Below are 25,947 nucleotides of genomic sequence, written 5' to 3'. Positions count from 1 at the left end.
ATGTTTCATCATCTAGAGATTAGAATATGACAACTTATTTTATTCATATTTTAATAAAAAGTCAGTGGGATGTGATACATATGTTTACTGCAAATAAAGTCGTTTTTTGTTCAATTAAAGGATCGACAATTAAAAGGTATATTCTTATAGATATGTTTATGGGATCAGGGGTATATTACATAATATATTTCATTTCATCAAGTTTCTTATTGGGTATGACAGGGAGTTACATCGGAACAGAAGTAATGAAAGGAATTCACAAATTAATTCTTTCATTGAGGGGCAGGTCACACTAATTATGATTTTGTAAAATTAATTCACAAATTTATTTTTCGTAAAAAAGTTGTGCTACATAAATAATTTTGTTTGAACAAATACTAAGAATAATTTTCCAATAGATCATTTATACAAAAATAATAAATCATATTATCAAAAGTAAATAACCTTTCAATAAAAAAATAAACCTAAAAGAGTGTGGTGAAAATATGAAGAAGTTTGAATATAAAGTCTTTACTTTCAACAATCAAACTTTTATTAATAATGATATTACATTATCAGCAGATCTTGATAAATTAGGGGGAGAAAGTTGGGAGTTAATTTCAGCATTGCCGATCATTGATGGAAATAGTGATGGGAAAGGAACTTCAGTCTTTACAGATGAAATAAAATTTATTTTTAAAAGAGAAAAATAATTTTGATGCATCCATCATGGGTGCTTTTTTTAGTGAAATATTATAAATAAAATAATGATTTGTATTTATTTTAATATTTTTGACTAATAGCCTTTCCGAATAATGATATATCGGAATATTGTATTAAAGAGGAGTTGATAAATTAAAATGATCATACATCAAAAATTTATCCCTGCTTCTAATACATTTACACGACCAGGTATTAAAATGAAACCGGAATATATCACCATTCATGAAACCGATAACACTAGCAGAGGGGCTGATGATGAAGCCCATGCTAATTTACAATATAGAGGGAATTCGAGGCAGGCTTCATGGCATTTCACTGTTGATGATGACTCTATTTACCAATCACTACCAACAAACGAGGTTGGTTGGCATGCTGGAGATGGTAATGGAGATGGTAACATGAAGTCAATTGCTATCGAAATTTGTGTGAATAGTGATGGGAATTTTAATAAGGCAGTAGAAAACGCAGTGTGGTTAACCAGAAAGCTCATGAATGATCATAATATTCCGGTTTCAAAGGTTGTTCAACATCATCATTGGTCAGGAAAGAATTGTCCTCGTAATTTAAGAAGTGGAGCCAAAGGGATTGAATGGAAAGATTTTATCACGATGGTGAAAGCAGATATTAAAAAGGAGGACGTAAAAATGCCAGAAAAAGAAAACTTAAAGAAACACTGGGCAAGTAAAGCAATTCAAAAGGCGATAGATAAAAAAATAATGACGGGTTATTCAGACGGAACGTGGAAGCCAGATCAACCATTAACTAGAGCAGAGTTTGTAACAGTATTAGATAATCTAGGTTTATTGGATAAATAAAAATGGTCCTTCTCCTTTTCTGGGAGAAGGATATTCTAATTATTTGATAATGATGGACTATTAAGAAAATTGATGATAAATTAATACTTCAACAATGTTTTAAACAAGTGTAAGATTATTTATGAGCAATAGAAAACTGGAACGGGGGGACGAAGTGAAGGTTATTATAAAAGATCTTGCTGAATTGAAGCTAGTAGGGTATAGGGTATTATGTGAAGCAGAACAATACATAATCGAAATTACTCAAGCTACAAGGCGACTATTTGAACAAATCAAAGATATTAAAACGGTTGTTGATCCATTTCAACTTTATGGAGCGTTTGTTGTAGATAATGAAACGAAGGATGAGGATGGCTATTGGGTATGTGTTGAAGTATCAGATTATAAAGATATACCAACAGAAATGGTCGCATTAACAATTCCAAGACAAAGCTATGCTGTAGTGAGGCATAAGGGAAAGAATAGTCTTATTGGAGAATCCTACAATCAGTTACATAAGTGGATTGAAGAAAACGGTTATAAAAGGTTAAAGAATAAATGGCATTTGGAAAAATATCATAGCTGGGAAGATGTTGACAATATAGATGTAGAATTATTTGATACGATTGAATAAACAAATACAGTATTACTATCGATAAAAAGTTATCGACTAATAGTAACAGATTAAAAGGAGAGTAAAAAAGTGAGAAAAAAAGGTTTAATAGCTTTACTAACTACTATTTTGATTGGTATCCCATTTTCAATAAACGTGAGTGCTAGTCCTGGTAGATTGGATGGCAATGGTGGGCATACATGTAGAACAAATTGTGCCAAATATGGATTGAAGACTGGGCAATATCATTTTCACAATTCAGATGGCTCCATTTCATTATCAAAACAAACTGCTAAACGCGTGTCGAAACCCTCGGCTACTCCTGCATTAGTAGTATATATAAATGGTGTTAAACAATCCTATGATCAATCACCAGTTATCGAAAATGGGAGAACATTGGTACCTTTAAGGGGGATATTTGAAAGTCTAGGAGCAAATGTTCAATGGGATCAAAAGAATCAAGTAGTTACCGCTATAAAAACAAATACAAAAATTGTTTTAAAAATTGGAGCTAAGTCCCCAACAGTAAATGGAAAAGTTTCGCCAATCGATGTTCCTGCAAAGGTGAGGAATGGAAGAACGCTTGTCCCTTTACGATTTGTTGGAGAAGCCTTCGGAGCAACTGTTGATTACAATACATCAAAGCGAACAATAAGAATTACTTCTAAATAGAAAATATGAATCCATCAAAATGAAAAAGTCATTCCTAATAAAATGTATTATTAGAATGGCTTTTTTTAATAGTAAGTGTATTTTTGTTGGCTGAATTTGATAGAACTTTTATCATTTCTCCCATCATAATAAAAACAAAGACGGCACCTAAATAGCTCCAGCGATACAATCGTAGGGATTAAACTAAATAAAAAATTAAAATACAAATAAATGCTACCATAAATGGGGCTATTTCTAATGCGATGATTTAGTAAAACTTTATAAACAGACATTTATTAATATCCTACAAATCTCGAGTTTTTATTCTGCTAATAAATAGATATAAAAAAGACCAATTATTTGTTAAATTGGTCCCTCGTACATATTAGTGGATGATGTTACGGTATAATCCTATTACTTTTCCTAAAATGGTTACATTATTTAAAATAATTGGTGCCATAGTTGAATTTTCAGGTTGTAATCTGAAAAAATCTTTTTCCTTGAAGAAACGTTTTACAGTTGCCTCATCATCCTCTGTCATTGCTACAACGATATCTCCATTAATGGCGGTATGCTGCTGGCGTACAATTACATAATCGCCATCTAAAATTCCCGCATCAATCATACTTTCGCCGACAATTTCAAGCATAAAAATATTCTCATCAGCTGGTGCTAATTGTTCTGGAAGAGGAAAATACTCTTCTATATTTTCGATTGCTGTAATAGGTAATCCTGCTGTTACTTTTCCTAATAATGGAACATTAGTAACCCTTTGTTGTGGGATATTCTCTGTTTCCAAATCAAGTATTTCAATCGCACGTGGCTTAGTTGGGTCCCTACGAATTAAACCTTTAGTTTCTAATCTCGACAAATGTCCATGAACAGTAGAGCTCGATGCTAGTCCAACAGCTTCCCCAATTTCACGTACGGATGGAGGATATCCTTTTGACTTTACCTCAGTCTTAATAAAATCAAGAATATCTTGTTGTCTTTTTGTAAGCTTTGTCATAATATACACCCCCGGCTATTAAACTTCTCTTTACTTATTACTAGTATAGCATTTATATTTTACCAATACAAACATAAGTTCGAAAAAAACATTGACTTCGAATGTATGTTCGTTTTATAATGATATCAAATAAACGAACATACATTCGAAGGTGGGTTATTATATGATTACTCTATGGAAAAAATACTCTTATGTTATTATGTTAGTAGTTATTTCGATCCTTCTAGGATTATATATATTGATCTCGAGTGATGAGGATACATCAGGCTATCAAGAAATTGTCGTTAATGAAGGACAATCTCTATGGGAAATAGCTAACCTCTATGCTGATAATCATTCTTTAAGTTCACAGGAGTTTATTGAGTGGGTCTCTAAGAAAAATCAATTAAATGAGGATAATATTAAAGCTGGAGAGAAATTAATTATCCCGGTAAAGGCGAAACACCTATTAAATGATAATAGCAAGCTTGCATATGATATGGAGTAGAAAAGAAGGATGAAATCAATTATATATTGTCGTGTCAGTACAAATAAACAAACACAGGAAACTTCTTTAGAACGGCAAGAAGTAGAATTAATAGATGCTGCTAATCATTGGAAATTTGAAGTCACTAAGATAATAAAAGATCAGGCTAGCGGATACGATTTGGATAGACCTGGAGTACTAGAAATATTTGATCTTATAAAAGAAGAAGATATAAAAGCTATTTTAGTACAGGATGAAACAAGATTAGGTAGAGGAAATGCAAAAATTGCTTTGCTTCACTGTTTAAAAAAGGAAGGTGTAAAGGTCTTTTGTGTATCCCATCAAGGTGAACTGGAATTGTCCGAATCAGACTCTATGGTTCTTAATATTGTCAGTATGGTTGAAGAATATCAAAGAAAATTACATAATTTAAAAATAAAAAGAGGCATGAAACGAGCTGTAGAAAAGGGTTTTCACCCAGAAAATAATCTTAATGGACAGCGTAATGATCAAGGAAGAGACCGAATTGAACTTCCTATTGAAGAAATTGTTCGTCTACGCAAAAATGACTTAACTTTTGCTGAAATTGCTGCTACCTTAAGAGGCTTTGGGTATAATGTATCGAAAGCAACAGTTAATCGAAGATATCAGGAATATATGAAAAGTGAAAATTAATCTTATAGGGCTATTTCCTTGATAAGTTCAAATATATTTAGTACGATAACCTTATCGTTTTATAGCTATTTAGTTTTTATATAAAGGAGTAGCCATACATGCTTTCTAAAGAAAAAATTGCAAGAATTAATTTGCTTTCAAAAAAGGCAAAAGGTCAAGGCTTAACAGAAGATGAAGCAAAGGAACAATCCCGTTTACGTCGTGAATATCTTGAGAGTTTTCGGTCATCAATGAAAAACACTATTGAAACTGTTCGGGTGATTGATCCAAATGGTAATGACGTAACACCACAAAAAGTGCGGGATGTACAGGACAGAAAACGGTTACATTAATTATATGGAATGATTTATATAAAGGCTGAGTATTCAGTCTTTTTATCATTTCGCATAATTTTAAGAAAGTTTGCTATAAAACAGTTCAGCTTATGTTACTTTCTTAGGTATTAACAGTTGAGTTATAATACAAACATATCTAATATAATTAATTGGATGAATTCATGTAAGAGAGGATGTTGACAAAATGTTCGATAATACAGATCAATTAGCCGTAAATACGATTAGAACACTTTCCATTGATGCAATTGAAAAAGCTAATTCTGGGCACCCAGGTTTACCAATGGGAGCAGCTCCAATGGCTTATACTCTTTGGACAAGAATGATGAATCACAATCCAAAAAATCCTGAGTGGTTTAACCGAGATCGTTTTGTTTTATCAGCTGGACATGGTTCTATGCTATTGTATAGCTTACTACATTTAGCTGGTTATGGTTTAAGCATGGATGAAATCAAGCAATTTCGTCAATGGGGTAGTAAAACTCCTGGTCACCCTGAATATGGTCATACAAAGGGTGTTGAAGCGACTACAGGTCCTTTAGGACAAGGAATTGCAATGGCAGTTGGTATGGCAATGGCAGAGCGTCATCTTGCTGGAGTTTATAATAAGGACAAATTTGATATTGTAGACCATTATACATATGCACTTTGTGGTGATGGTGACTTAATGGAAGGTATCTCAAGTGAGGCTGCATCATTAGCTGCACATCTAAAATTAGGACGTTTAGTTGTCTTGTATGATTCAAATGATATTTCTTTAGATGGAGATCTAGATAAATCGTTCTCTGAAAGCATTGAAGGTCGTTTTAAATCATATGGATGGCAATATATTCGTGTAGAAGACGGGAATGATTTTGAGGCAATTGAAAAGGCGATAGCAGAAGCTAAAGCAGATGTTACACGCCCAACGATGATTGAAGTAAAAACAGTCATTGGTTATGGATCTCCAAATAAATCTGGAAAATCAGCAGTGCACGGTGCTCCATTAGGTGCAGATGAATTAAAATTAACAAAAGAATATTATAAATGGACATTTGAAGAGGATTTCTATGTTCCAAATGAAGTATATGATCGTTTTAATGAAACAATCGTTGAGCCAGGTGTGAAAAAAGAACAACAATGGCAAGAATTATTTGCTGAATATAAAAAAGCTTATCCTGAATTAGCTGAGCAATTAGACCGTGCGATAAAAGGTGAACTTCCTGAAAACTGGGATCAAGCAATTCCTGTCTATGAGGAAGGAAAAAGCCTTGCAAGCAGAGCTTCAAGCGGAGAAGTATTAAATGCTATTGCTAAACATGTACCAACATTTATTGGTGGATCAGCTGACTTAGCAGGCTCAAATAATACAATGATCAAAGAAGAAAAAGATTTCACTCCAGAACATTATGATGGACGCAATGTTTGGTTCGGCGTTCGTGAATTTGCAATGGGTGCAGCAATGAATGGTATGGCTTTACATGGTGGATTACAAGTATATGGTGGAACATTCTTCGTGTTCTCCGATTACCTACGTCCAGCTATTCGTTTAGCAGCATTAATGGGACTTCCAGTAACTTATGTATTTACTCATGATAGTATTGCTGTAGGTGAAGATGGGCCTACTCACGAGCCAATAGAGCAATTGCCATCCTTACGAACAATGCCAAATCTGTCTGTTATCCGTCCAGCAGATGGAAATGAAACAGCAGCTGCATGGAGATTAGCATTAACATCTAAGGATAAGCCAACAGCACTTGTTTTAACTAGACAAGGATTACCAACACTGAAATCATCTGCAGAATTGGCAAATGAGGGTGTGGCAAAAGGTGCTTATGTTGTTTCACCTGCTGAAGGAGAAACAGCTGATGTATTATTACTTGCTACTGGTTCTGAAGTAAATCTTGCAGTTGAAGCTCAAAAAGTACTTTTAAATGAAGGGATTCATGCATCTGTAGTAAGTATGCCATCATGGGATCGTTTTGAAGAACAAAGCGATGAATACAAACAATCAGTTATTCCGAAAACAGTGAAAAAACGCTTAGCGATCGAAATGGCTGCTCCACTAGGCTGGGAACGTTATGTTGGAGATGAAGGAGAAATCCTAGCAATTAATGGCTTTGGCGCATCCGCCCCAGGTGGTAAAGTACTTGAAGAGTATGGATTTACTGTAAAGAATGTGGTTTCTCGTGTAAAAGCATTAATGAATAAATAAAACATAAAAGAGGCAATCCATTTGTGTACACAATGGATTGCCTTATTTTATGTTTGTATAATCTGAAAAAAGTCTTTGTAATGGGAAAGATAATAATCTGCTCCAGCTTGATTATTTTGAAAGAGGCAAGTCTTAATATTTAAGTTCTTGCCCGCAAGTATATCTAATTCTCTATCCCCTATGATTAAGTCGAGATCGTATTTTTGATGTAAATATTCATAAGATGCAGGATGGGGCTTCCGTGGAAAACCATTATCAATAGTAACTATTTCTTTAAAATAATGTCCCCACTGATAATGAGTTAAAATATTTTCTACTTCTTTCCTCGTATTATGGGTCATGATGACATTTAAATTAGCGAACTGTAGAACTTTCTCAACATCTGGGAAAGGACGTATATCTTCAGGTGTGACCTCCTTATCGATTTCTTTAATCCTTTTCGTTTGCTCTTCTGTTAGCTGAAAATAACTTACTGCGTGAGTATAGGAGATTTTTAATTGTTGATAGATCACTTTTACGGGAATATTTCCAAGAATTTGTTTAAAGCTATTTGTATATATTGGATATGTATCAAAAAGTGTTCCATCAAAATCCCAAAGAATATTCAAAAAACTCACCCCTTCTACTAATTTCTAATTATAGTATACCTATTTTAAAAGAAATGGTCATTCGACAAAAAAATCAGACAAACGATACAGTATTTGACAAAAAAATCAGAAAATAGGGTCTATAATAGGTTGAAACGATTCAAACTCGGGAGTGAGGTATAATGCGTGCCTATCAAATCTATTTAATAGAAGATGAGGTTGCAGAGTATTATTATGGACGGGAAAGAATGTTTTACGACTTGTTTATTGAATATTTTCATGTAAGCGGTAGACTTAAACAAATCATTCGAAGGCAAATTGAATATATTACAAAACCAATTCCTATTTTACATATCCAGTATTTAGTGGGACAAGCCTTTGCAAAGAAAAAAGAATTAATTGTAGAGGGTCATGTGTATAAATTTAGGGATAGTGATCGGACAAATGGTGTAGAATTAATGATAGGAGAAAATAGTTTAAGGTTACAGGCATGGGGGAAATTTGATTCTGAATCAGCATTCTTAGAAATTTTAAGAAAATATGATGGTCGTTTATTAGCAATTGACTTCGAAAATGAACGTTATGGCTGGATAAAACCGATAAAAGAAAGAAAATACGTTTGAAACACTATTGAAATATTGTATAATGATTGAGGATTTAGTACACTGTACATAGACAACATGAAGGAGGAATAGTATGGCCTGGTGGGGATATTTACTAATATTAGTTGCATTACTTGCTGGTATTGCACTAGGATTTTTCATAGCTCGTAAATATATGATGAACTATTTGAAGAAAAATCCACCAATCAATGAACAAATGCTTAAAATGATGATGACACAAATGGGCATGAAACCATCGCAAAAGAAAATCAATCAGATGATGAATGCTATGAATAAACAGCAAATGAAGTAAGACCTTATGTGTCAAGGGTTTGAAGCGTTTTTTAGGGAGTGAATTTAGGTAGAATGGTTGAGAGCTTCTAGTAACTCTGAAACCTTCCCCGAAAAAAACGTAAAAAATGCTTAAACCCTCTCACTCATTTTTATTTTTTTACCAATAAGTCACATTTTCTGATGAAGGATTAACCAAATTTCAACAGAAAAGGTGGCTTTTTATTATGGATGAAATTAAATTTCTTGATGCAATGGAAGAGTATTTAGTTCACTGTCAAGCATGTGGTTATACTAACAAAACAATGAAAAATAAAAGGCAGGAATACAAATTTCTTTGCAACTTTATAACAAAGAAAAGGGGAACTGAGGATAAGTTTTTGATAGACATTGCTGTAGATGATTTAAAGGCATATTTCAGAGCCAAGAAACTCAGGGGCAATAAACCTCAGACTATTTTAACTACATTCAAAGCAGTCAATGCTTTCTTTAACTGGTGTGTTAGTGAAGATTACATTGAATATAATCCAATGGACAAGGTAGAAAGACCGAAGCAGCCAAAACTAAAGCTTAAGGGATTTACTGATGACGAAGTAAAGGCAATGATAGATTCATTCGGTACTAGGACGTATTTAGAAGCTCGTAATAAGGCTATCATAGCCATGCTTGCTGACACTGGAGTTAGAGCCATAGAAATTCGTACATTCAAGGTCAAAACACTTATTGATAAAGATAATATAGTTGTCATGGGAAAAGGTAATAAAGAGCGACACGTTCCAATAACTCCTGCATTAAAAAAATTCTTAATCAAATATGAAAGACAAAAATCAAAATACTTTAAAGACTTTGCATCAACAGCAGATAATTATTTTTTAAACTACACTGGTGGTGAAATCTCCCACACCGCATTATGGAATATCATTAGGGATGCAGGGAATAGAGCTAATGTTGAAGAGGTAAGGGTTTCTCCTCACACATTTAGGCATTACTACGCTGTGAATGCATTGTTAAACGGAAAAGACCTATACACACTTTCAAGGCTTCTGGGGCATTCTGAGGTATCTACAACACAACGTTATCTTCAAACATTGGATGATAAGACGTTGATTCAGAGGGGGATTGATATTAGTCCATTAATGAACTTTGGAAAAAGCCTAAAGGTTTGATATTTCTCTGAGTCCTCTGTAAACACAGTAGTTTTTTGGCGTTTATTGATGGTTTAAGTTTTTTGTAGTGATAGAAATGAATATAAGTAAAAACAATGGGGTCTGAGGTTTAGAGATTAATGGTAGTGTGAAAATATATTTATTAACAACCTAGTGATTAATATAATTTCTCTTCATTCACCTATGACAGAATGAAAATGACTACCTATAAAGGGTCTAGAAATTCCTATTGAAATAATCCCTTACTATTTTATATATAAATGTTGAATGAACAAAGGCTCATTATTAGTTGATTTTATGTAAATAAGGAAAAAGGGAGCAGTCACGCAATGGCTGTTCTTTTTTGCTAATTTAGAGAATTACAACAAAGAAGACCAAGTCTATCGCTTAAACGTTGGGACGACCTTATATGATACTTGGCAGAAAAACACGATTTAAGTGCGGAAGATTACTTTTGAATTTGTAAACTAGTGTTTTACTAACCCAAGAACTACGGAACAATTACCAATCAGCAATACTCCATCAATAGAACTTTGGAAACACTCGAAAACTATAATTATATAGCAGGTGAAGGAGGGAAAGAAAAATAGGACACTGTTTCCATATCTCTCCGACTTACTAAATAGTGAGAATTCTGATTCTTTTCTTTTATTTACGGATAAGTGTGTTTTCTATGTGGGGGAGCTGGTTTTACTAGTTGTTTACAAAGTTAGTTGCAAATCTAGAGCATGCCTTAAATTTACAACTAACAATCATTGTAAAACTGTAAATTTAAAGTGGTTATTCTAATTAAATTGCAAAATGTAAGTAAAGTATTTGATTCTAAATTTACACTTATGCTATTATTGATAAACACGGAAGGAAAGATGAACATGAATATAGCATATATCAGAGTATCGACAGTAGAACAGAACGAAGCAAGACAAGTTGAAGCCATGAAGCAATATAAAATAGATAAGGTATATCAAGAGAAGGTCTCAGCCAAAAACACCATAAGACCAAAATTACAAGAGATGATAGAATTTGCAAGAGAAGGAGATACAATCTACGTTGCAGACTTTTCACGATTAGCACGCTCTACAAAAGACTTATTAGAACTAGTCGACCGATTGGAATCAAAAGGGGTTCAGCTAGTATCAATCAAAGAGCAGATAGATACCTCAACAGCAACAGGTAGACTAATGTTAAAGATGATAAGTGCTATTAACGATTTTGAGCGTGAAAATATGCTTGAAAGACAACGAGAAGGCATTGCAATAGCAAAAGCAGAAGGAAAGTACAAAGGACGAAAGGAAGTATCAATTCCAGACTTCGACAAGCATTATCAACGATATATGAACAGAGAATTATCAAAGTCACAGCTTGCTAGAGAACTTGGAGTATCAAGACCAACACTAGATAAGTTAATCAAAGGGCATCAACAAGTGCGTTAAGTGACTCCTCGAAGGGGTCTCTTTTTTTGAAATAATATGGGCTGATATTTTATATTTTTACATAGTTTATAGTTTGGGGGAGAATGACTCATCCCACTTTCTAAAAGTTCAGGTTATAATATAGTTGAAAAGTTTGCTAGGACTTTGGCACATTATCTGCTATCTTCATTTTAAAAATCAATAGCATTTTTTATTGACTATTACAAGTATATGCTCAGATTAGACATATGTATTTAGAAATATAAGAGTTTTCAGTACAGAGTGATGAACTACATGGTAAAATATTACTATAGTTTTTATAGGAGGTAAAATATGAGAATATTAATGATAATCATATTGTTGATTATAATGACAGCATGTAGTTCATCTCCCGATTCAACTGAAATTGCTAATAATGTAGTAAAAGAACAAAATCCAGCATCAGAAAATTCAAATGAGAATCAAAAAAATATTAATCCAGAAATAGTTAAGGAAGAAAAATTAATTGTTGAAGAAGCTTTTGATTTACTTTGGAATAAAGCCCTTTCCGCTTCAGAAGAAGAAAGGATATCATTACTTCAAGAAGTAAAGAAAAAGGTTTATGAATATTCGGATTTCAAAAGTGAGTATAAAGTTGATGCACATATTCTATATTTATATGCAGAACAGAGTTTGTTAATTCAATTGTATCGAGACAATATGGATGGTAAAGGATTTAATGAAATGGGAAAATATGATAATCATGAAACATACAGTCAAAAATTTGCAGATAAATACAAATCTTCGATGGTTAAACATTTGATGGAATTAGACCCAACGAATAAAGGTGAATTTTTACCTCCATATGTAATGACTAATTTTAAAGATGGATTAGAAAATTTTTTCTATATTTCAGATGAAGATTGGATAAATATTTTCAATGATAAAGAACAAGATTGGGTAGAAATTGCTGAAAATGAAGCTAATAATAATTCAGCACTGAGAAGCATTGAACCACAAATCGGGATGTCACAAGATGAAGTAATCAAAACAAAATGGGGCAGACCGAATCACATTAACCAAACTATTACTGTAAATGGAACAGATGAACAATGGGTTTACGATGGTTACAAATTCTTGTATTTTGAAGATGGAATTTTGACTACTATTCAAAAATAATAATTAAATATTATTTTATTCTATTCTATTCGTCTAATCAGGCGAGTAGTTTTTTATTTTTTTATATACTTTTTGCTGGTTAAATAAAAATGGTGTTGGTAGTTAACAATCCAAACTAATTGTAAATGATAATCTAATGTAATAAACACTGTTGATGAATGTTAAACCTTAATTAAATAGATTATCTTTAAAACTATTATGGATATAGTGCTTTGAATTCGTTACATTTTTTTAAATCGAAAAGAATAGTTAATCTATTAAAAAGGAATATTTAAAGCTAATGGCAATATTAATGTTTATATTTATTAACTCGTCTATTGGTACATTCTTACATCTCCGTTCCTCAACGCTTTTTACATTCTATGGGTGATGAACAATTACTAACCAAAGTAATACTTCTAGCCCCCTAATGAATTTGAAATGAGATAAAAAAATGCTCTTTTTTTTATGTAGTGGGGGATAGTTTACAGTATAAATTATGTAACCCCTTTGCTAAATTGCTGAGAGTACTTTCACACAGCAAGGTATAATTAAATTTAACTTGAAACGTTATTATTTTTGTATTAGTAATTGTTTAGTTTTATAAATAATATATATAACTCGTTCTGTGTAAACCCCTAATAATATCAGAAAATTTGCGATAACCACTAATCAGGTTCTCCTCAATTAATTTTTTATATAAAATTAATTGACAATCAGAAAAAAAAGTTTTATATTAGAACAAATGGACAATGTCCATTATAATTTTTGTTTAAAATATGGACATTGTCCATTAGTGAGAGGAGTATATTATGATTGGCTTAGAATTCATTGTGAAGGAATATCACATGAGCTTTACAGATATAGCTAATTTACTAGGCATCACTCGAAAGTCTGTTAGTAATTGGAAAAATGGTTGGCAGCCTATACCAAAGAAACATCTAAAAACATTATCTAAATATTTCAATGTTAAAGAGGAGTATTTTCAAAAAGAGTTAAGCGAAGCAGAAAAAATAGAAATAAGAATTTCTAAGTTGAGACAACAAAAGAATGAAGAAAATAAACATATAGTTTATCTTCTCAATAATGCTTTAAATAATGAAAAACTTATTGTTCAGTTACAAGAAGTATTAAATGAACAACCTCAGAGCTACGAAGTATTAAATAAAGTTAGTAACATATTTAAAAATAAAAAAGACTCTGTTATAGAGGCTCTTGAAATGTTTTTAATTTGTTTTGATGAATTTTATGGAGGACATCCTTTTGCCAGTTATAGAAATGAAAAGCTAGGTTTAGAATTCTTTGAAATACTAAGTAAACACGGATTAACTAAGGGAGAACTAGATTAACTTTAAATAGTAGACAATAACTCATTTTATTTTAAATCAAACTTTTTCGCATTACTAAACAGATTCTATTCACTTTATAAGTAATAGCTTTATAAAATAAAAAATAAATGAAAGGATTGATTAAATGGAAAATATTTCCGAACAAAGCGTTCTTGAAGAAGTGCACGTATTAAATAATATAATTAAGGATTTCCCATTGACTAACAAATTTAATAATAAGGTAAAGGTATATCTGGATACATTTGAATATTCTACTAAACCAAAAGGAAAAGAAATTGGTGTAATTAGTAAAAGAATTATTAAGCATCCAACCGAAATTAGTGTTGAAAATTTAGCTAATGAAATTATAAAAGGAAAAACATTCGTTCCAGCTTCTTTTAAAGTAATTGACGGTAGTATGAAACGTTCAAAAATATTCTGGTCATCGCAACAGGTGTTTGCATTAGATTTCGATGATAATTTCACATTAGATGAAGCCCTAGGAGATAAGTTCTTTCAAGAAAATGCTAGTTTCCTGTATACCACTTTTAATCATACTGAACAAAAAAACAAATTTCGAGTTGTGTTTATATTAGACAAAGTAGTAACCAGTTATAAAGAATATGATACTGTAATCGAAATGCTATTGGAAATGTATCCCTCTGCTGATAGAGCATGTAGAGATGGAAGTCGCTTATTTTTTGGGGGTAATGAGTTATTTATATTTAGCTTTGAAAATCGTTTAATACTAGATGAGTATATTGATAGAACCCCTTTGCAGGACATAAATAGTAATATTAGTATGTCCGTCACACCCTTCGAGAGCAATCATTCTAAAAATATATATAACGATAATAACATACAGTTGATTCTTTCTAAAGATATAGCTACATTGCGTAAACGTATTAATATTGTACCAATTACTTTGTCAAAAAACGAAGTTTTAGATTACCTTAAGCGACAAGACTTAAGACAATTTTTAGGTGTAGATAGTGTAGGTAATATTAAAGATATTTTCCATGATGAAGAAAATCCAAGTGCTTCAATTTATTTATCAAATAAGGGAACTGGACATTGGCTGTATAAATGTCATTCACAGTCACATCCTTTTACAGGAACAATTCTTCATATAGTTCAAAGACTATTAAATTGTACAATGTATGAGGCGAAGGACTTTTTGGAACAGGTTTATGATATTAATATTTATGAAAGTAAAGAAGTAAAAGAACTTAAAGAATCAATAGATATATATAAGTCTCTTTTAATATCTGATGAGTTAGAAGAAATTCATCCAAATTTTTATAAAGTGTTCAATTCATATGGTTATTTAACAGACTTTTATTTATTGTTAGATATTTCAAAAGAATATATTACTGCAGATTCAGAGCCAAGAAGTATCTTTTATCATAGTATTGGTACACTAGCTAAAAAATTCAGAAGAAGTACTAGCTCAACTGGAACTAGAATGAATTTTTTTACCCTATTTAAGATAGTAAGAAAATTAGATGAAGAAGAAATACCAGAGTCACTTTTAAAATTACAGAAAAAAAATAAAAGACAGAATCATTACCAATATCATAGTAGTACATATGAAATTCCAATGTACACATATGAATTCTTTTGCGAAGTCGATGAATTATGTAGAGAATGGTTAGAAAAATCTTGTACTTCAAGAACAATTTCATATGAGGGTATATATCGCACATTTGGTAAAAGTGAGGCTGATAGAGTTTTTCCGCAGGATAAAGGTAAAGAAATTTCCGAACACAATCAAGATATTGTTTCTAGGATTCACTATATAGCCCTGACCTTTATTAATTCTAAAGGATGGACAACACAAAAAGAAATTCTTGAGAATTTAATTCTTACATTTAAGGGACAACAAGAATTTAAATTAACAGAATTAAAACGATGTTTAGGGGAAATGTTAGATGCCTATGATTTAGAAATCGTATCATGTAAGAAAACGATTAAAGAAGAAATGGGAATTACTGAGGAACATATGAGTAAGTTTAGTTTTCCAAAGATTATTAGAAAAAAATTTTAATTTGAAATTACGATGAGGAGAGATAAAAATAACAAAAAGTAAATAACATAAAACAAATCGAGTTATACAACCGCTTGAGAATGTTAAAATAAATGATATTCTGGATTAGTATTTGTTGAAAACATGGTTGTAAAAACATAAAAAGATAATAAAAATAAAACATTTATAAACAACTACTAATCGAGAATAATCAAACATTACATCCTCATCGTTCGCTTTAAGAACGAAAGGAGATGTTTTTACAAATGAAATATAGTAAAGAAGTTATACAAATGGGAAATAAGTTATTGAAGATTTCTTGTAGAAAAGCTATTGAGAGAAGTAGACAAACAGTAGGGAACTATAAAAATGTCAGATGTTCTTTTAAATCGCCAATAAAGTTTTTTAAATCCATTAGAGATAATAAAAAACTTTATGATGCATGGTTAGAAATAACAAAACTATATATTGAAAATGAGAAAAAACTAGCTTATAGACCAACTATTGATAGAATAGATGAAAAGGGACATTACTTTATTAAAAATATTCAGATGCTGCCATTTGGTCAAAATTCTGCAAAAGCTCATAAGAAATGATTAAAGTCAAAGGTTATGGATTGAATCCATAACCTATTTTATTTGACCTATTAATCAAAGGTACATTTAACTCGAATTATTATTAAATTTGGGATTATTGTTAATTTAAATTGGTATTACCTAAATCTCAATAGATATACAAAAAATCGGTTAGTAATCAATATTCTTAATACTATCCTAATTTTTTTACTATGGAAAAAAATCTAAATTTGAATATTGTTTTTAGTACTGGGAAAAACTAAAAAATTTATAGTAGTATATCGTTTGTTTTTCTTGACAATAACTAGAATATATGAATATTAAAATTAACTTGGGAGTGATTATATGAAGAAAAGAAATACAGTGGAGGTTCACTGTTATAGTTGTAAGCAGGGAATAAATATAGAGCCTTACAGGCTAAAAAAGACCAAAAGATTTTTTTGTGGTAAACCATGTCAAAATGAGTGGCAAAGAAGTGCTGAATACAAACTAATCCATGCACAGCATCACAAGTATAAGGAAATAAAATGTAGTTATTGTCAAGAGAAGTTTAGTAGAAGAATAACTTTGATAAATGAACAGTATAACTTTTGCGATAGAGAATGCAGAAATTTGTTCATATCTGATTTTAATGAAATTTATAATCCTAATCCGAAAAAACCTAAAATATCTACTTATTGTTTGCAATGTAGACTTCCAATTGCTGTGTTTGAAAGTGTATTCAAAAAAAATAAATTTGGACATTTTTGTACACATGAATGTTACTGGTCATGGAAATCAATACATATTTCTGCAGAGCATCATCCACAATATAAAAGAAATAAGGTGAAGTGTGATAATTGTTTTACAGAAATGGATATTACGGATAGTGAATTAGAAAAAAATAAACACAACTTTTGTACACAACAATGTTATTGGCAATTTAGAAGTAAATATTATGTTGGAGAAAATTCGTATTGGTTAGGGAAAAAAAGACCTGAACTTGCTGAATCCTCTAGGAATAACATGTTGAAGATGCTGACAGATGGAAAAATGAAAAAAGATTCTAAAATTTTTAATAAAGTTAATGAATTATTAAATAAAATGGACATATTGTATGAAAATGAAAAAAACTTTGGTTACTACTCTGTTGACCATTATTTAACAGACTTTAATCTTGTAATAGAGACTATGGGAGATTACTGGCATGGAAGTCCTTTAAAATATCCAAATTATGAACAACTAAATTCTATCCAAATTAAAGATATAAATAGAGATAAAAGAAAACAAACGTACCTCAAAAATAAAGGAATAAATATCTTATATTTATGGGAGAAGGATATCAAACAAAATGAAAATCTCTGTAAATTATTAATTGCTATGTATGTAGAAAAAAAAGGACAATTGGAGGATTACCATAGCTTCAATTACATTGGATATGAAGAAGGATTGATACAAAGAAATGATAAAATTTATCCACATTGGATTAAATATTAAATTTAAGTAGAACTTTTAAAAAATTTCAGTAATACTTAGCACTGAAATTTTTTAAGGGTTTTACTGTTAACTTTTAATTGAAGGTTAAAAGTATTAATAAATAAAATGATAATTTTATTTATTAACCGTTTTAAAAAATTCATTTTAATTCGTATAACTTAAAGGCTTGACTGACATGTATATAAATCAAAAAATTAGGTTATAATAATAATAGTTACACTGTAAAGTGCAGTAGTAATTCGTAATGATTAAAAGAAAATCTATTCTAACAACTTTATTTAGGACAGGTTATTTTTTATCTTACGTTAGTAATTATTACAACGAATATTGAAACGACTAATGATGTGAATCGGTTAGTGTTTCGAAACCATTAAAGGCAATTCTTTTATTTTAAAGAGTTGCCTTGGTTTTTTGCTTTTAGTTGTATTATAGTTTTGTAATTGATAAATTTGAATCTATTACATGTAAAATAAATAAAAAACGGTATGTAATGTATATGGAAAAGAAGTATGTGAATCTTACGTTCTGAGTAAAATTATCTTTAAATTTACCTTTAAATTTAATTTCATGAAGAGAATTTGAATGAATTTATTTTCTATATTACTTGGCAAGAAGATATTGTGGGAATATTTATTTGATTTCGAGGTTTATACAGTATGAAAGCTATACTTTCGGAATTGTTGAAGCAAAGTTGTATGAAGATGATACTAATGTAAGAAAACAGTTTGCGAAAAGTAATGTTTGGGTATAGAAGTGGCTGAAAAAAGTGAACCAGTTTAGTTTGTAGAGAAAAGGCAGAGAATTAATGGGTATATTTATTGCGCTGAGAATCATGTAAAAGATTGAAAAATAACTATAATTATTAACAATAGGCACTCATGAGAATTGTGAGTGTTTTTTTTTATCAATTGCAATATATTGTATTAAATTAGAAAATTTATAATTGGATAATTGTGTTAAAATTAATTGAAGAATATTAATGTTTAAATTATCAATAAATTTAAAAGGTAGGTAGTGAATCTATTGGTCAAAGAAAAGTATTTAACAAAAACTAAAATGTCTGAACTAGTTGGATGGTCTGAAGCAAATGGGCGTAGATGGGTTAAATATTTTAAAGAATATATACCGACTATTAAATATAATAATAAAGAATTGTATACATCGGAATCATTACAAATAGTAAAACTTCTTAAAAATTTTAGTAATGAAGGATTTACTATGCTGGAAATTAAGGATATTTTAAAAAAAGAAGGTATTCAAAAAGTTAAAAAAAATGCAATGGAAATAAAAAGTAAATATGAAAAAAATGAATCAAATAAATCTTATAATGAAAATATAGCTGATACTATTCCTTCAAATAGGAACTTGTTAATTCCTTTTCTACAAATGATACAAGATGGTAATTCCTATTCTGCGCATGAGATTACAGAAAAATTAGTTCATTTCTTAAATTTAACTGAAGACCAAAGATTAATGCGCTATGAAAATAAGAGTGATTCAATTCTTCTTTCAAGAATAAGAAGTGTCAGATATAGTTTAAAAAAGGAAGGTTATGTCGAAGAAATTAGTAAATTAACTTATAAAATTACAAGTGAAGGAATAGGACTTTTAAATGATACTCAAAGAGAAATTGAAAATGAAATCAATGAATTAGAAAAAGTTGTTGACCCTTTAACTGTCGTTAATGAAAAAATAGAAGAATTAAAAAATGAACTATCAGATAATTTATTGAAGCAATTAATGAATGTTCATTGGAAAAAGTTTGAAGATATAGTAGTAGATTTATTAACAGCGATGGGTTACGGTGATGGTGAAGTAACCCAACGGAGTAATGATGGTGGTTTGGATGGAATTATTAAAGAAGATAAATTAGGATTAGAAAATATTTATGTGCAAGCTAAGAAATGGGCATCAAATAAATCTGTTGGAAGAGAGGTAGTCCAGAGTTTCTCTGGTGCATTGGATGCAAAAGGTGCAAGGAAGGGAGTCTTTATTACAACTTCATATTTTACAGAGGGTGCAAAAAACTATGCACATCGACTTGAATCTAAAAAAATCATATTAATTGATGGAAAAGAGTTATCAAAATTAATGATTGATTATAATGTTGGTGTTGAAATTAATAATACTATCGTTCTGAAAGGAATTGACTTTGATTATTTTAAAGATGAATAATCGTAAGTTCATACCTATTTATTATTCTATATATATTAAATTAATAAAACTGTGTGCTATTTTAATTTTTAAAAATAGTCCGATATAATTGATAGAGATAAATGACAGCCAACAATAAGGGAGTAATTCGAAATGCTATCTAAACTATTAAAAAAAATTTCAAATAAGGATGAACAAAATAAGCATTTACAAAATAAAATTGACCTAAAACCGAAAATTACTTCTAATAGAATTGGAGACTTAGGAGAATATAAAATAAATATTCAATTAGACCAGCTTCCTAAAAATAGTAAATACATAAGCGACATCCTAATTCCAAACCCTAAAGCAAAGTCAGGATACTCTCAAATTGACCATGTAGTTTTTAGTCCATATGCAATTTTCGTTATTGAAACAAAGAATTACACTGGAACAATTTATGGAAATAGGGGACGTGCGAAATGGACGGTAAATGGTAAGTTTCCAATGCTAAATCCTTTTAATCAAAATTACGGGCATATACTAGCTATTAAATCCATTTTAAAAAAACTTGATGACAGTAATCTTGTGTCGATAGTTTCCTTTACGAAAAGAAGCACTTTTAAAGTTAATGAGGAGCTAAGAAAGATACAATCGAATGATTTGATTGTTTATGATATTGAGTTGTCGGAATTTATTAATAGAAAGATAAATGTTCTAAAGCTTCAACATAAATCAGAAATATATACAGAACAAGAAATTCTAAATATGTACAATCAATTATATGAGGCTAATATAACAAATTCGGGGATAAGAAAGAAGCATGTACAAATGTTAAAAGAAAATAGAAATGAGGAGGAATCCGAAAATAAAAAGACGGGAGCGGTTTGTAAAACTTGTGGTAAGGAAGTATCAGAAAAAGTAAAGCAGTTTTGCTTATCAAATGAAAAACCATTTAATGGAAATGTTTATTGTTATGAACATCAAAACCTCATCACTAAATGATGAGGTTGATTTACTTTTTTGTAGTGCATATAAGTATAAACGATAGGAATTTCTATGTATCAATATTTCTTCTTCTAAAATTTTATTATCCTGTAGATATTTTAATGGAAGTAGGTTTATCAATTTATTTCCATAAATACAAAATAAATTTAACGTAGTAGATTAAGTATTACGTTTACGCTTATTACAAGAAGGACATCCACGTCCTTCTTTGACGTGTGAAAGAGTTCTTTCAAATATATGACCTTCTGCACATTTCCAAGTAAGTTTTGTTCTAGCGTTTTTATATACTTTAGAAAGACACTCCCAACCTTTTTCTTTCGCAATTAAGTACATTTCATTAGAATCAAGGCGTTGAGAAGCTCCAGCCCGTTCTATTTCAAAGCATTTCCTGCACCAGTTTCCTAATTTTATCCGCCATGGAGTTGTTGAAAAATAATGCCCATTTTTACAAACAAAATCCATTTTAGTATCAACATTAATATAAACATCAGATAAACACTTACCTCCCTTTGATTCAGCAATATCCTGTATGTCCTTTAGTTCCTGTTTGGTAGGGTAAAAGTTATCAAATGTTATATCATCAGGGTTCACTTTGAATTCAAAACCTCTTTTTGTAATTTCATTTACAATAAACGAAATATGATTCTCGGCTTCAATTGTATAAGGAATAATCAGAAGCTCAATTCCTAATTCTCTACATCGCTCCTCTTTGAATCTATCTCTTTCTATTCTATCGTTTAAATTAACATCTCCACGAGAATAAAAAAAGTCAACGTGTTCGTAATGCTGTTGTCCATGATATTCAAAGGCAAGTTTTAAATCATCGTTGTATCCATCAAGTTCCAAGCCATCTAGAATATTACGGTCTTTAATGAATTTCACATCAAATAATTTTTCGAGTATATATCGACACCGTTGTTCGTTTAAATAAATACTACAATTTGGACACCAATGCCCATTTAAAACATGTTTTGGAATGGCATAAAATTGATGTCCGTTTGCACATTCCCATAATAGTTTTGAGAATACATTTTTATAGGTTTTAGATAAACATTGCCCACCACGTTCCTTTGCTATATTATGCATTTTCTCAATGGAATGATTGAACCGTCCAGCACAATAGGGACACCATGTACCTTGAACAATTTCAGATGGTCGAGTATTAAAGATATGTCCTTCCTTACATTTCCATGGTATTTTTATTTCAGAAGATGTGTACTCTTGTACTAAACAAATACCACCTTTAGATTTAGCGATTTGATGAAGTCTTTCCATATCATAGCGTAAATAACTCCCATTATTTTTTTTTGAGCATGTAGGACACCAACTGCCTTTTTTTATGTTACTTGGAATGGCTTCCCAAGTATGTCCTTCTTTACATTGCCAAAGAAGCTTAGTATGTGAATTAACATAGATATCTGAGAGACAATCTCCACTACGTTCTTTAGCAATTTGTCTCATATCATCAATGGTTAGTTTTAAGTTCTGTTTTCTAGTCTCACTATTGCGAGAACAAATAGGACACCAACTGCCCTTTTTAATGGTACTTGGTGGAGCTTCCCAAGTATGCCCTTCTTTACATTTCCACAAAAGTTTGGTAGAAACGTTAATATATGTTTCCGAGAGACAATCTCCTCCACGGTCTTTTGCTATTTGTCTCATATCATCGATAGTTCTATTTAAACGTTGTTTTCCTCTTCTACTTTTACGAGAACAAATAGGACACCAACTGCCATTTCTAATACGCTTATACTTTGCTTCCCATACATGTCCTTCTGAGCATTTCCATATTAAATAGTTTGATTGATTAACGTATTCTTCTGATAAGCACCAACCACCTTTTTTAATGGCAAATTGTCTCATGTCATCGATAGTAAGTGTGTTTGTCATCTAATTACCGCCTTTTTAAGTAGCGACTAGCTTTTAATAGGTGAATCATCCAATATATTACTTCCTTCAATTATTTTATTATAACAAGAGTCATTACGTATATTGTTGTAAAGGTTGCCAATATACTCCCACCTTGCCCTTTTTACCAATGAATTATCGTTATGGCAAACATTATTTTAGTTAATTTACTAATTCGATAAGATAAAAAGTTATATTTGATAATTGGTTTGTTACAATAAGTATATCATTATAATTTCCACAATATGGCTTGTTAACTAGAGAATTTAAACTAAATGACTTAAGGGAGGGATAGTTTTGCATAGTAATTTAGGTTTTCACAACGATTTTCCAAAAATCGAGTTGATTAACGACGATTTACATGTAATGTACAGTTATAAGGATTTTAAAAAGATGTTTGCTGAAGAAAAAGTAGATGCTGAATATCAAATTTGGGAATTTAAAGTAGGCTCTAAAAAGTATTTACTATCCATTAGGGATAAATTAGATTACCTACATTTACAATATCCTTTAGAAAAAATGCAAGGGGAACATTCAACCAGAAAGAAAGCGTTAAGGTATTTTGGTGATAAATACGGGGATGCCTTTAATAAATATAGTAAAATGATTGCCGTTTGTTCGTATTCTCCTTTTAGAAGAGAAAAATCTAAAGGTAATCCTTTGAAAATAAGGTATCGTAGCATAGAAGATTTACTCAATGAGTCTAGACTAAATACCTCTACAAATGACATAGCTACCATACCTGCAATTAGACTATTACCAATGTCTGAAACTGACCCAGAGTTTACTGGGAAATCAATTGAGTTTTTACAGGAATGGTTTGTCAATGTACTTCCAAATAGAAAATACAATTTTAAGAAAGGAATGAATACAGATTCTGGAACGCTTGTTCTATTTCAATATCAGGCACATGTTATTGCTTCTGCTATCCTTGAAAAAAAGATAAGGTATGATGAGGAAAAAAAGGGAGGATATAAAGGAGCATATAGTTTTATTCCAGAATCTATAGCTGTTTTTACTCCAATTACATCTGAGGAGATAAAAGTTATTTGGGGGCAATTTAAAGGTTTTAATCAATCTTTACAAGAATTAGATGTTAATATGTACGAATTACTGAGTAAGCTTTTATTAAGTAAAAACATTAGATATGTACTTGATAAAGACATTGATGAAGAAACATTTCAAAAAGAAATTGTGAAAACAAATGCTGACTGTTCTAACATAGTAATTGATAAACCTAAAGAAATAAACAAATGGACTCACAAAATAACTCCATTAACAAAGTGGAAAAGAAATCCTATCGTTTCAAGGAATGCAATAATATTAGCAAAGTATAGGTGTGAATATGATGAGTCCCATATCTTTTTTAAATCCAATACAACAGGTGAAAATTATGTTGAAGCACATCATTTGATTCCTATGGAGTTCCAAGACCAGTTTGAAAATAGCTTGGATGTTGAAGCAAATATTTTTTCACTATGCCCTCTTTGTCATAAAAAAGTGCATCATGCTGTATTTGAAGAGAAAGAGGATATTTTAATCGCATTATATGAAGAAAGAATTTCTAGGCTTGAAAAATGTGGAATTAAGTTAACAAAAGAAAATTTATTAAACTATTATAAATAACTTAATAATAGTTAATAGATTTATTATATTAAATGGGGGAGCATCTTATTAGAACTGATTATTAAGGAACGACTAAGAGAAGAGCAACGTAAAAATTGTACGATAGTTAGTGGTAGCACCGCTATAATTGCATTTGGGAGGTTTAGAAGTGCAAAAGTCGCTACTGTTAGTTTAAATCCAAGTTGGGCAGAATTTGAAAAAGTAAATGGTAATTATCGTTTTCGTTCTTTGGAAATCTTAGATGTGGATAGATACTACAGAACAAGAAATTCTACATATGTACAATCAATTATATGAAGCTAATATAACAGGTTCGGAGATAAGAAAGAAGCATGTACAAATGTTAAAAGAAAATAGAAATGAGGAGGAATCCGAAAATAAAAAGACGGGAGTGGTTTGTAAAACTTGTGGTAAGGAAGTATCAGAAAAAGTAAAGCAGTTTTGCTTATCAAATGAAAAACCATTTAATGGAAGTGTTTATTGTTATGAACATCAAAAGAGTAGTGAAATTTAAGAGTAATAATACATAGGTGAATAATATGACTAAAAAACAAAGAAAATCGATAGCGAATTTAGTAGCAGGATTATTTTTAATAGTCGCTTTGTATTTTTATTGTATAGTTTTTAAAAGTAATAATATTTATATTTTGTTGGGAATCATTATTACGGTATGTTTAGTTGAAGGGATATTATTAATGCTGCTTCCTGTTGCAAAATCTCAAAAATCTAAACAGAAAGATAAGAAACAAAAGCAAAACGTTAAAAATGATAAGCTCTTACGTTCCGATAATATTATTTTAAAGTTACCTCTAAATGAGCTTTCATGGAGAGAATTTGAGCGGCTATGTTTCCTTTATTACAAGGCAAGAGGATATAAACCAAGAGAAACTTCGGAGGGTTCTGATGGTGGTGTAGATTTAATTATTTTTAATCGTCAACATCAAACTGATGAGGCTATTCAAATAAAACATTATTTTCATTCTGGAAATAAAATCACTGTAAAAGATATAAGAGAATTAAATTCATCGAAGAGGAATCATGGTTGTATTTTGGCAACTTTTATTACAACTTCGACTTATACAAAAGAAGCATTAAAGCAAGCAGATGATTTTAAGATTAAATGTAAAGATATACATTGGGTAGAAAACCATATAGAAAAATGGAAACAAAAAGAGGCAAGAAGAAAACTACTTAATGAGAAATAGCAGATTATAAATTTTATGAGTTAATTTTAGG

General features: G+C 30.7%; 25 protein-coding genes. 22 read left to right on the top strand and 3 right to left on the bottom strand.

Annotated elements, in window-relative coordinates:
* Positions 1-485 precede the first annotated feature (485 nt).
* The 4 genes from NST63_RS15480 to NST63_RS15465 all read left to right on the top strand — a co-directional run bounded on the left by NST63_RS15480 (position 486) and on the right by NST63_RS15465 (position 2,781).
* Positions 486-692, top strand: a complete 207-nt coding sequence (locus NST63_RS15480) for a hypothetical protein (RefSeq protein ID WP_341042865.1) — start codon at positions 486-488, stop codon at positions 690-692.
* Positions 693-839: 147 nt separating this feature from the next.
* Positions 840-1,517 (top strand): N-acetylmuramoyl-L-alanine amidase, encoded by a 678-nt coding sequence (locus tag NST63_RS15475; RefSeq protein WP_212941730.1) that lies wholly within the window; start codon positions 840-842, stop codon positions 1,515-1,517.
* A 154-nt stretch (positions 1,518-1,671) separates the two neighbouring features.
* Positions 1,672-2,130, top strand: a complete 459-nt coding sequence (locus NST63_RS15470) for a GyrI-like domain-containing protein (protein ID WP_341042864.1) — start codon at positions 1,672-1,674, stop codon at positions 2,128-2,130.
* 69 nt (positions 2,131-2,199) lie between these two features.
* Positions 2,200-2,781 carry a copper amine oxidase N-terminal domain-containing protein gene (locus tag NST63_RS15465; protein ID WP_212941725.1) on the top strand — a complete coding sequence of 194 codons (582 nt, stop codon included), beginning with the start codon at positions 2,200-2,202 and terminating at the stop codon, positions 2,779-2,781.
* A 364-nt stretch (positions 2,782-3,145) separates the two neighbouring features.
* On the opposite strand, the gene lexA is transcribed toward NST63_RS15465, so the two are convergent.
* Entirely contained in the window at positions 3,146-3,769 is a 624-nt protein-coding gene (gene lexA, locus NST63_RS15460; protein WP_058006535.1) for a transcriptional repressor LexA, read from the bottom strand.
* Positions 3,770-3,932: 163 nt separating this feature from the next.
* Here lexA and yneA point away from each other — a divergent pair, with 163 nt between their 5' ends.
* From yneA to tkt, 4 genes are all read left to right on the top strand, one after another.
* Positions 3,933-4,256, top strand: coding sequence for a cell division suppressor protein YneA (gene yneA, locus NST63_RS15455; RefSeq protein WP_058006534.1), 324 nt, complete (start codon positions 3,933-3,935; stop codon positions 4,254-4,256).
* A gap of 9 nt (positions 4,257-4,265) precedes the next feature.
* Positions 4,266-4,910, top strand: a complete 645-nt coding sequence (locus NST63_RS15450) for a YneB family resolvase-like protein (RefSeq protein WP_212941723.1) — start codon at positions 4,266-4,268, stop codon at positions 4,908-4,910.
* Positions 4,911-5,008: 98 nt separating this feature from the next.
* On the top strand, positions 5,009-5,242 hold the full coding sequence (locus NST63_RS15445) for a DUF896 domain-containing protein (protein ID WP_058006532.1): 234 nt from the start codon (positions 5,009-5,011) through the stop codon (positions 5,240-5,242).
* A gap of 187 nt (positions 5,243-5,429) precedes the next feature.
* Positions 5,430-7,436: a transketolase gene (gene tkt / locus NST63_RS15440; protein WP_212941721.1), complete on the top strand. Its 2,007-nt coding sequence runs from the start codon at positions 5,430-5,432 to the stop codon at positions 7,434-7,436.
* Between the two features lie 47 nt (positions 7,437-7,483).
* Here tkt and NST63_RS15435 read toward each other — a convergent pair whose 3' ends face one another.
* Positions 7,484-8,044 (bottom strand): HAD-IA family hydrolase, encoded by a 561-nt coding sequence (locus NST63_RS15435; protein ID WP_212941719.1) that lies wholly within the window; start codon positions 8,042-8,044, stop codon positions 7,484-7,486.
* A gap of 161 nt (positions 8,045-8,205) precedes the next feature.
* Here NST63_RS15435 and sirA point away from each other — a divergent pair, with 161 nt between their 5' ends.
* The 11 genes from sirA (at position 8,206) to NST63_RS15380 (ending at position 21,174) form a co-directional block, all read left to right on the top strand.
* The gene (gene sirA / locus NST63_RS15430; protein WP_212941716.1) at positions 8,206-8,646 is read left to right on the top strand and encodes a sporulation inhibitor of replication protein SirA; all 441 of its coding nucleotides are present in this window, start codon (positions 8,206-8,208) and stop codon (positions 8,644-8,646) included.
* A gap of 73 nt (positions 8,647-8,719) precedes the next feature.
* A complete protein-coding gene (locus NST63_RS15425) occupies positions 8,720-8,938 on the top strand; it encodes a YneF family protein (RefSeq protein WP_058003821.1) in 219 nt (72 codons plus the stop codon).
* A 205-nt stretch (positions 8,939-9,143) separates the two neighbouring features.
* On the top strand, positions 9,144-10,082 hold the full coding sequence (locus tag NST63_RS15420; protein WP_341042859.1) for a tyrosine-type recombinase/integrase: 939 nt from the start codon (positions 9,144-9,146) through the stop codon (positions 10,080-10,082).
* Between the two features lie 872 nt (positions 10,083-10,954).
* Complete coding sequence (locus NST63_RS15415; protein ID WP_341042857.1) at positions 10,955-11,515, top strand: recombinase family protein; 561 nt, start codon at positions 10,955-10,957, stop codon at positions 11,513-11,515.
* Between the two features lie 312 nt (positions 11,516-11,827).
* On the top strand, positions 11,828-12,652 hold the full coding sequence (locus tag NST63_RS15410) for a hypothetical protein (RefSeq protein ID WP_341042856.1): 825 nt from the start codon (positions 11,828-11,830) through the stop codon (positions 12,650-12,652).
* A 791-nt stretch (positions 12,653-13,443) separates the two neighbouring features.
* On the top strand, positions 13,444-13,980 hold the full coding sequence (locus NST63_RS15405; protein ID WP_341042855.1) for a helix-turn-helix domain-containing protein: 537 nt from the start codon (positions 13,444-13,446) through the stop codon (positions 13,978-13,980).
* A gap of 124 nt (positions 13,981-14,104) precedes the next feature.
* Complete coding sequence (locus NST63_RS15400; protein ID WP_341042854.1) at positions 14,105-16,006, top strand: hypothetical protein; 1,902 nt, start codon at positions 14,105-14,107, stop codon at positions 16,004-16,006.
* A 245-nt stretch (positions 16,007-16,251) separates the two neighbouring features.
* The gene (locus NST63_RS15395) at positions 16,252-16,581 is read left to right on the top strand and encodes a hypothetical protein (RefSeq protein ID WP_341042853.1); all 330 of its coding nucleotides are present in this window, start codon (positions 16,252-16,254) and stop codon (positions 16,579-16,581) included.
* 324 nt (positions 16,582-16,905) lie between these two features.
* On the top strand, positions 16,906-18,036 hold the full coding sequence (locus NST63_RS15390; protein ID WP_341042852.1) for a hypothetical protein: 1,131 nt from the start codon (positions 16,906-16,908) through the stop codon (positions 18,034-18,036).
* Between the two features lie 1,023 nt (positions 18,037-19,059).
* The gene (locus tag NST63_RS15385; RefSeq protein ID WP_341042850.1) at positions 19,060-20,211 is read left to right on the top strand and encodes a restriction endonuclease; all 1,152 of its coding nucleotides are present in this window, start codon (positions 19,060-19,062) and stop codon (positions 20,209-20,211) included.
* Between the two features lie 132 nt (positions 20,212-20,343).
* The gene (locus NST63_RS15380) at positions 20,344-21,174 is read left to right on the top strand and encodes a nuclease-related domain-containing protein (RefSeq protein WP_341042848.1); all 831 of its coding nucleotides are present in this window, start codon (positions 20,344-20,346) and stop codon (positions 21,172-21,174) included.
* A 162-nt stretch (positions 21,175-21,336) separates the two neighbouring features.
* Here NST63_RS15380 and NST63_RS15375 read toward each other — a convergent pair whose 3' ends face one another.
* Positions 21,337-23,067 (bottom strand): zinc-ribbon domain-containing protein, encoded by a 1,731-nt coding sequence (locus tag NST63_RS15375; protein WP_341042847.1) that lies wholly within the window; start codon positions 23,065-23,067, stop codon positions 21,337-21,339.
* 315 nt (positions 23,068-23,382) lie between these two features.
* Between NST63_RS15375 and NST63_RS15370 the strand changes: the two genes are divergently transcribed.
* From NST63_RS15370 to NST63_RS15360, 3 genes are all read left to right on the top strand, one after another.
* Positions 23,383-24,711: an HNH endonuclease gene (locus NST63_RS15370; protein ID WP_341042845.1), complete on the top strand. Its 1,329-nt coding sequence runs from the start codon at positions 23,383-23,385 to the stop codon at positions 24,709-24,711.
* Positions 24,712-24,952: 241 nt separating this feature from the next.
* Positions 24,953-25,225, top strand: a complete 273-nt coding sequence (locus NST63_RS15365; protein WP_341042843.1) for a hypothetical protein — start codon at positions 24,953-24,955, stop codon at positions 25,223-25,225.
* Positions 25,226-25,250: 25 nt separating this feature from the next.
* Complete coding sequence (locus tag NST63_RS15360; RefSeq protein WP_341042842.1) at positions 25,251-25,916, top strand: restriction endonuclease; 666 nt, start codon at positions 25,251-25,253, stop codon at positions 25,914-25,916.
* Positions 25,917-25,947: the final 31 nt, after the last annotated feature.

This window comes from Heyndrickxia sp. FSL W8-0496 (assembly GCF_038007825.1).
GTDB classification, from domain to species: Bacteria; Bacillota; Bacilli; order Bacillales; family Bacillaceae_C; genus Heyndrickxia; species Heyndrickxia oleronia.
The sequence above is the reverse complement of the archived record's forward strand: the minus strand, read 5'-3'. Positions and strand labels throughout refer to the sequence as shown.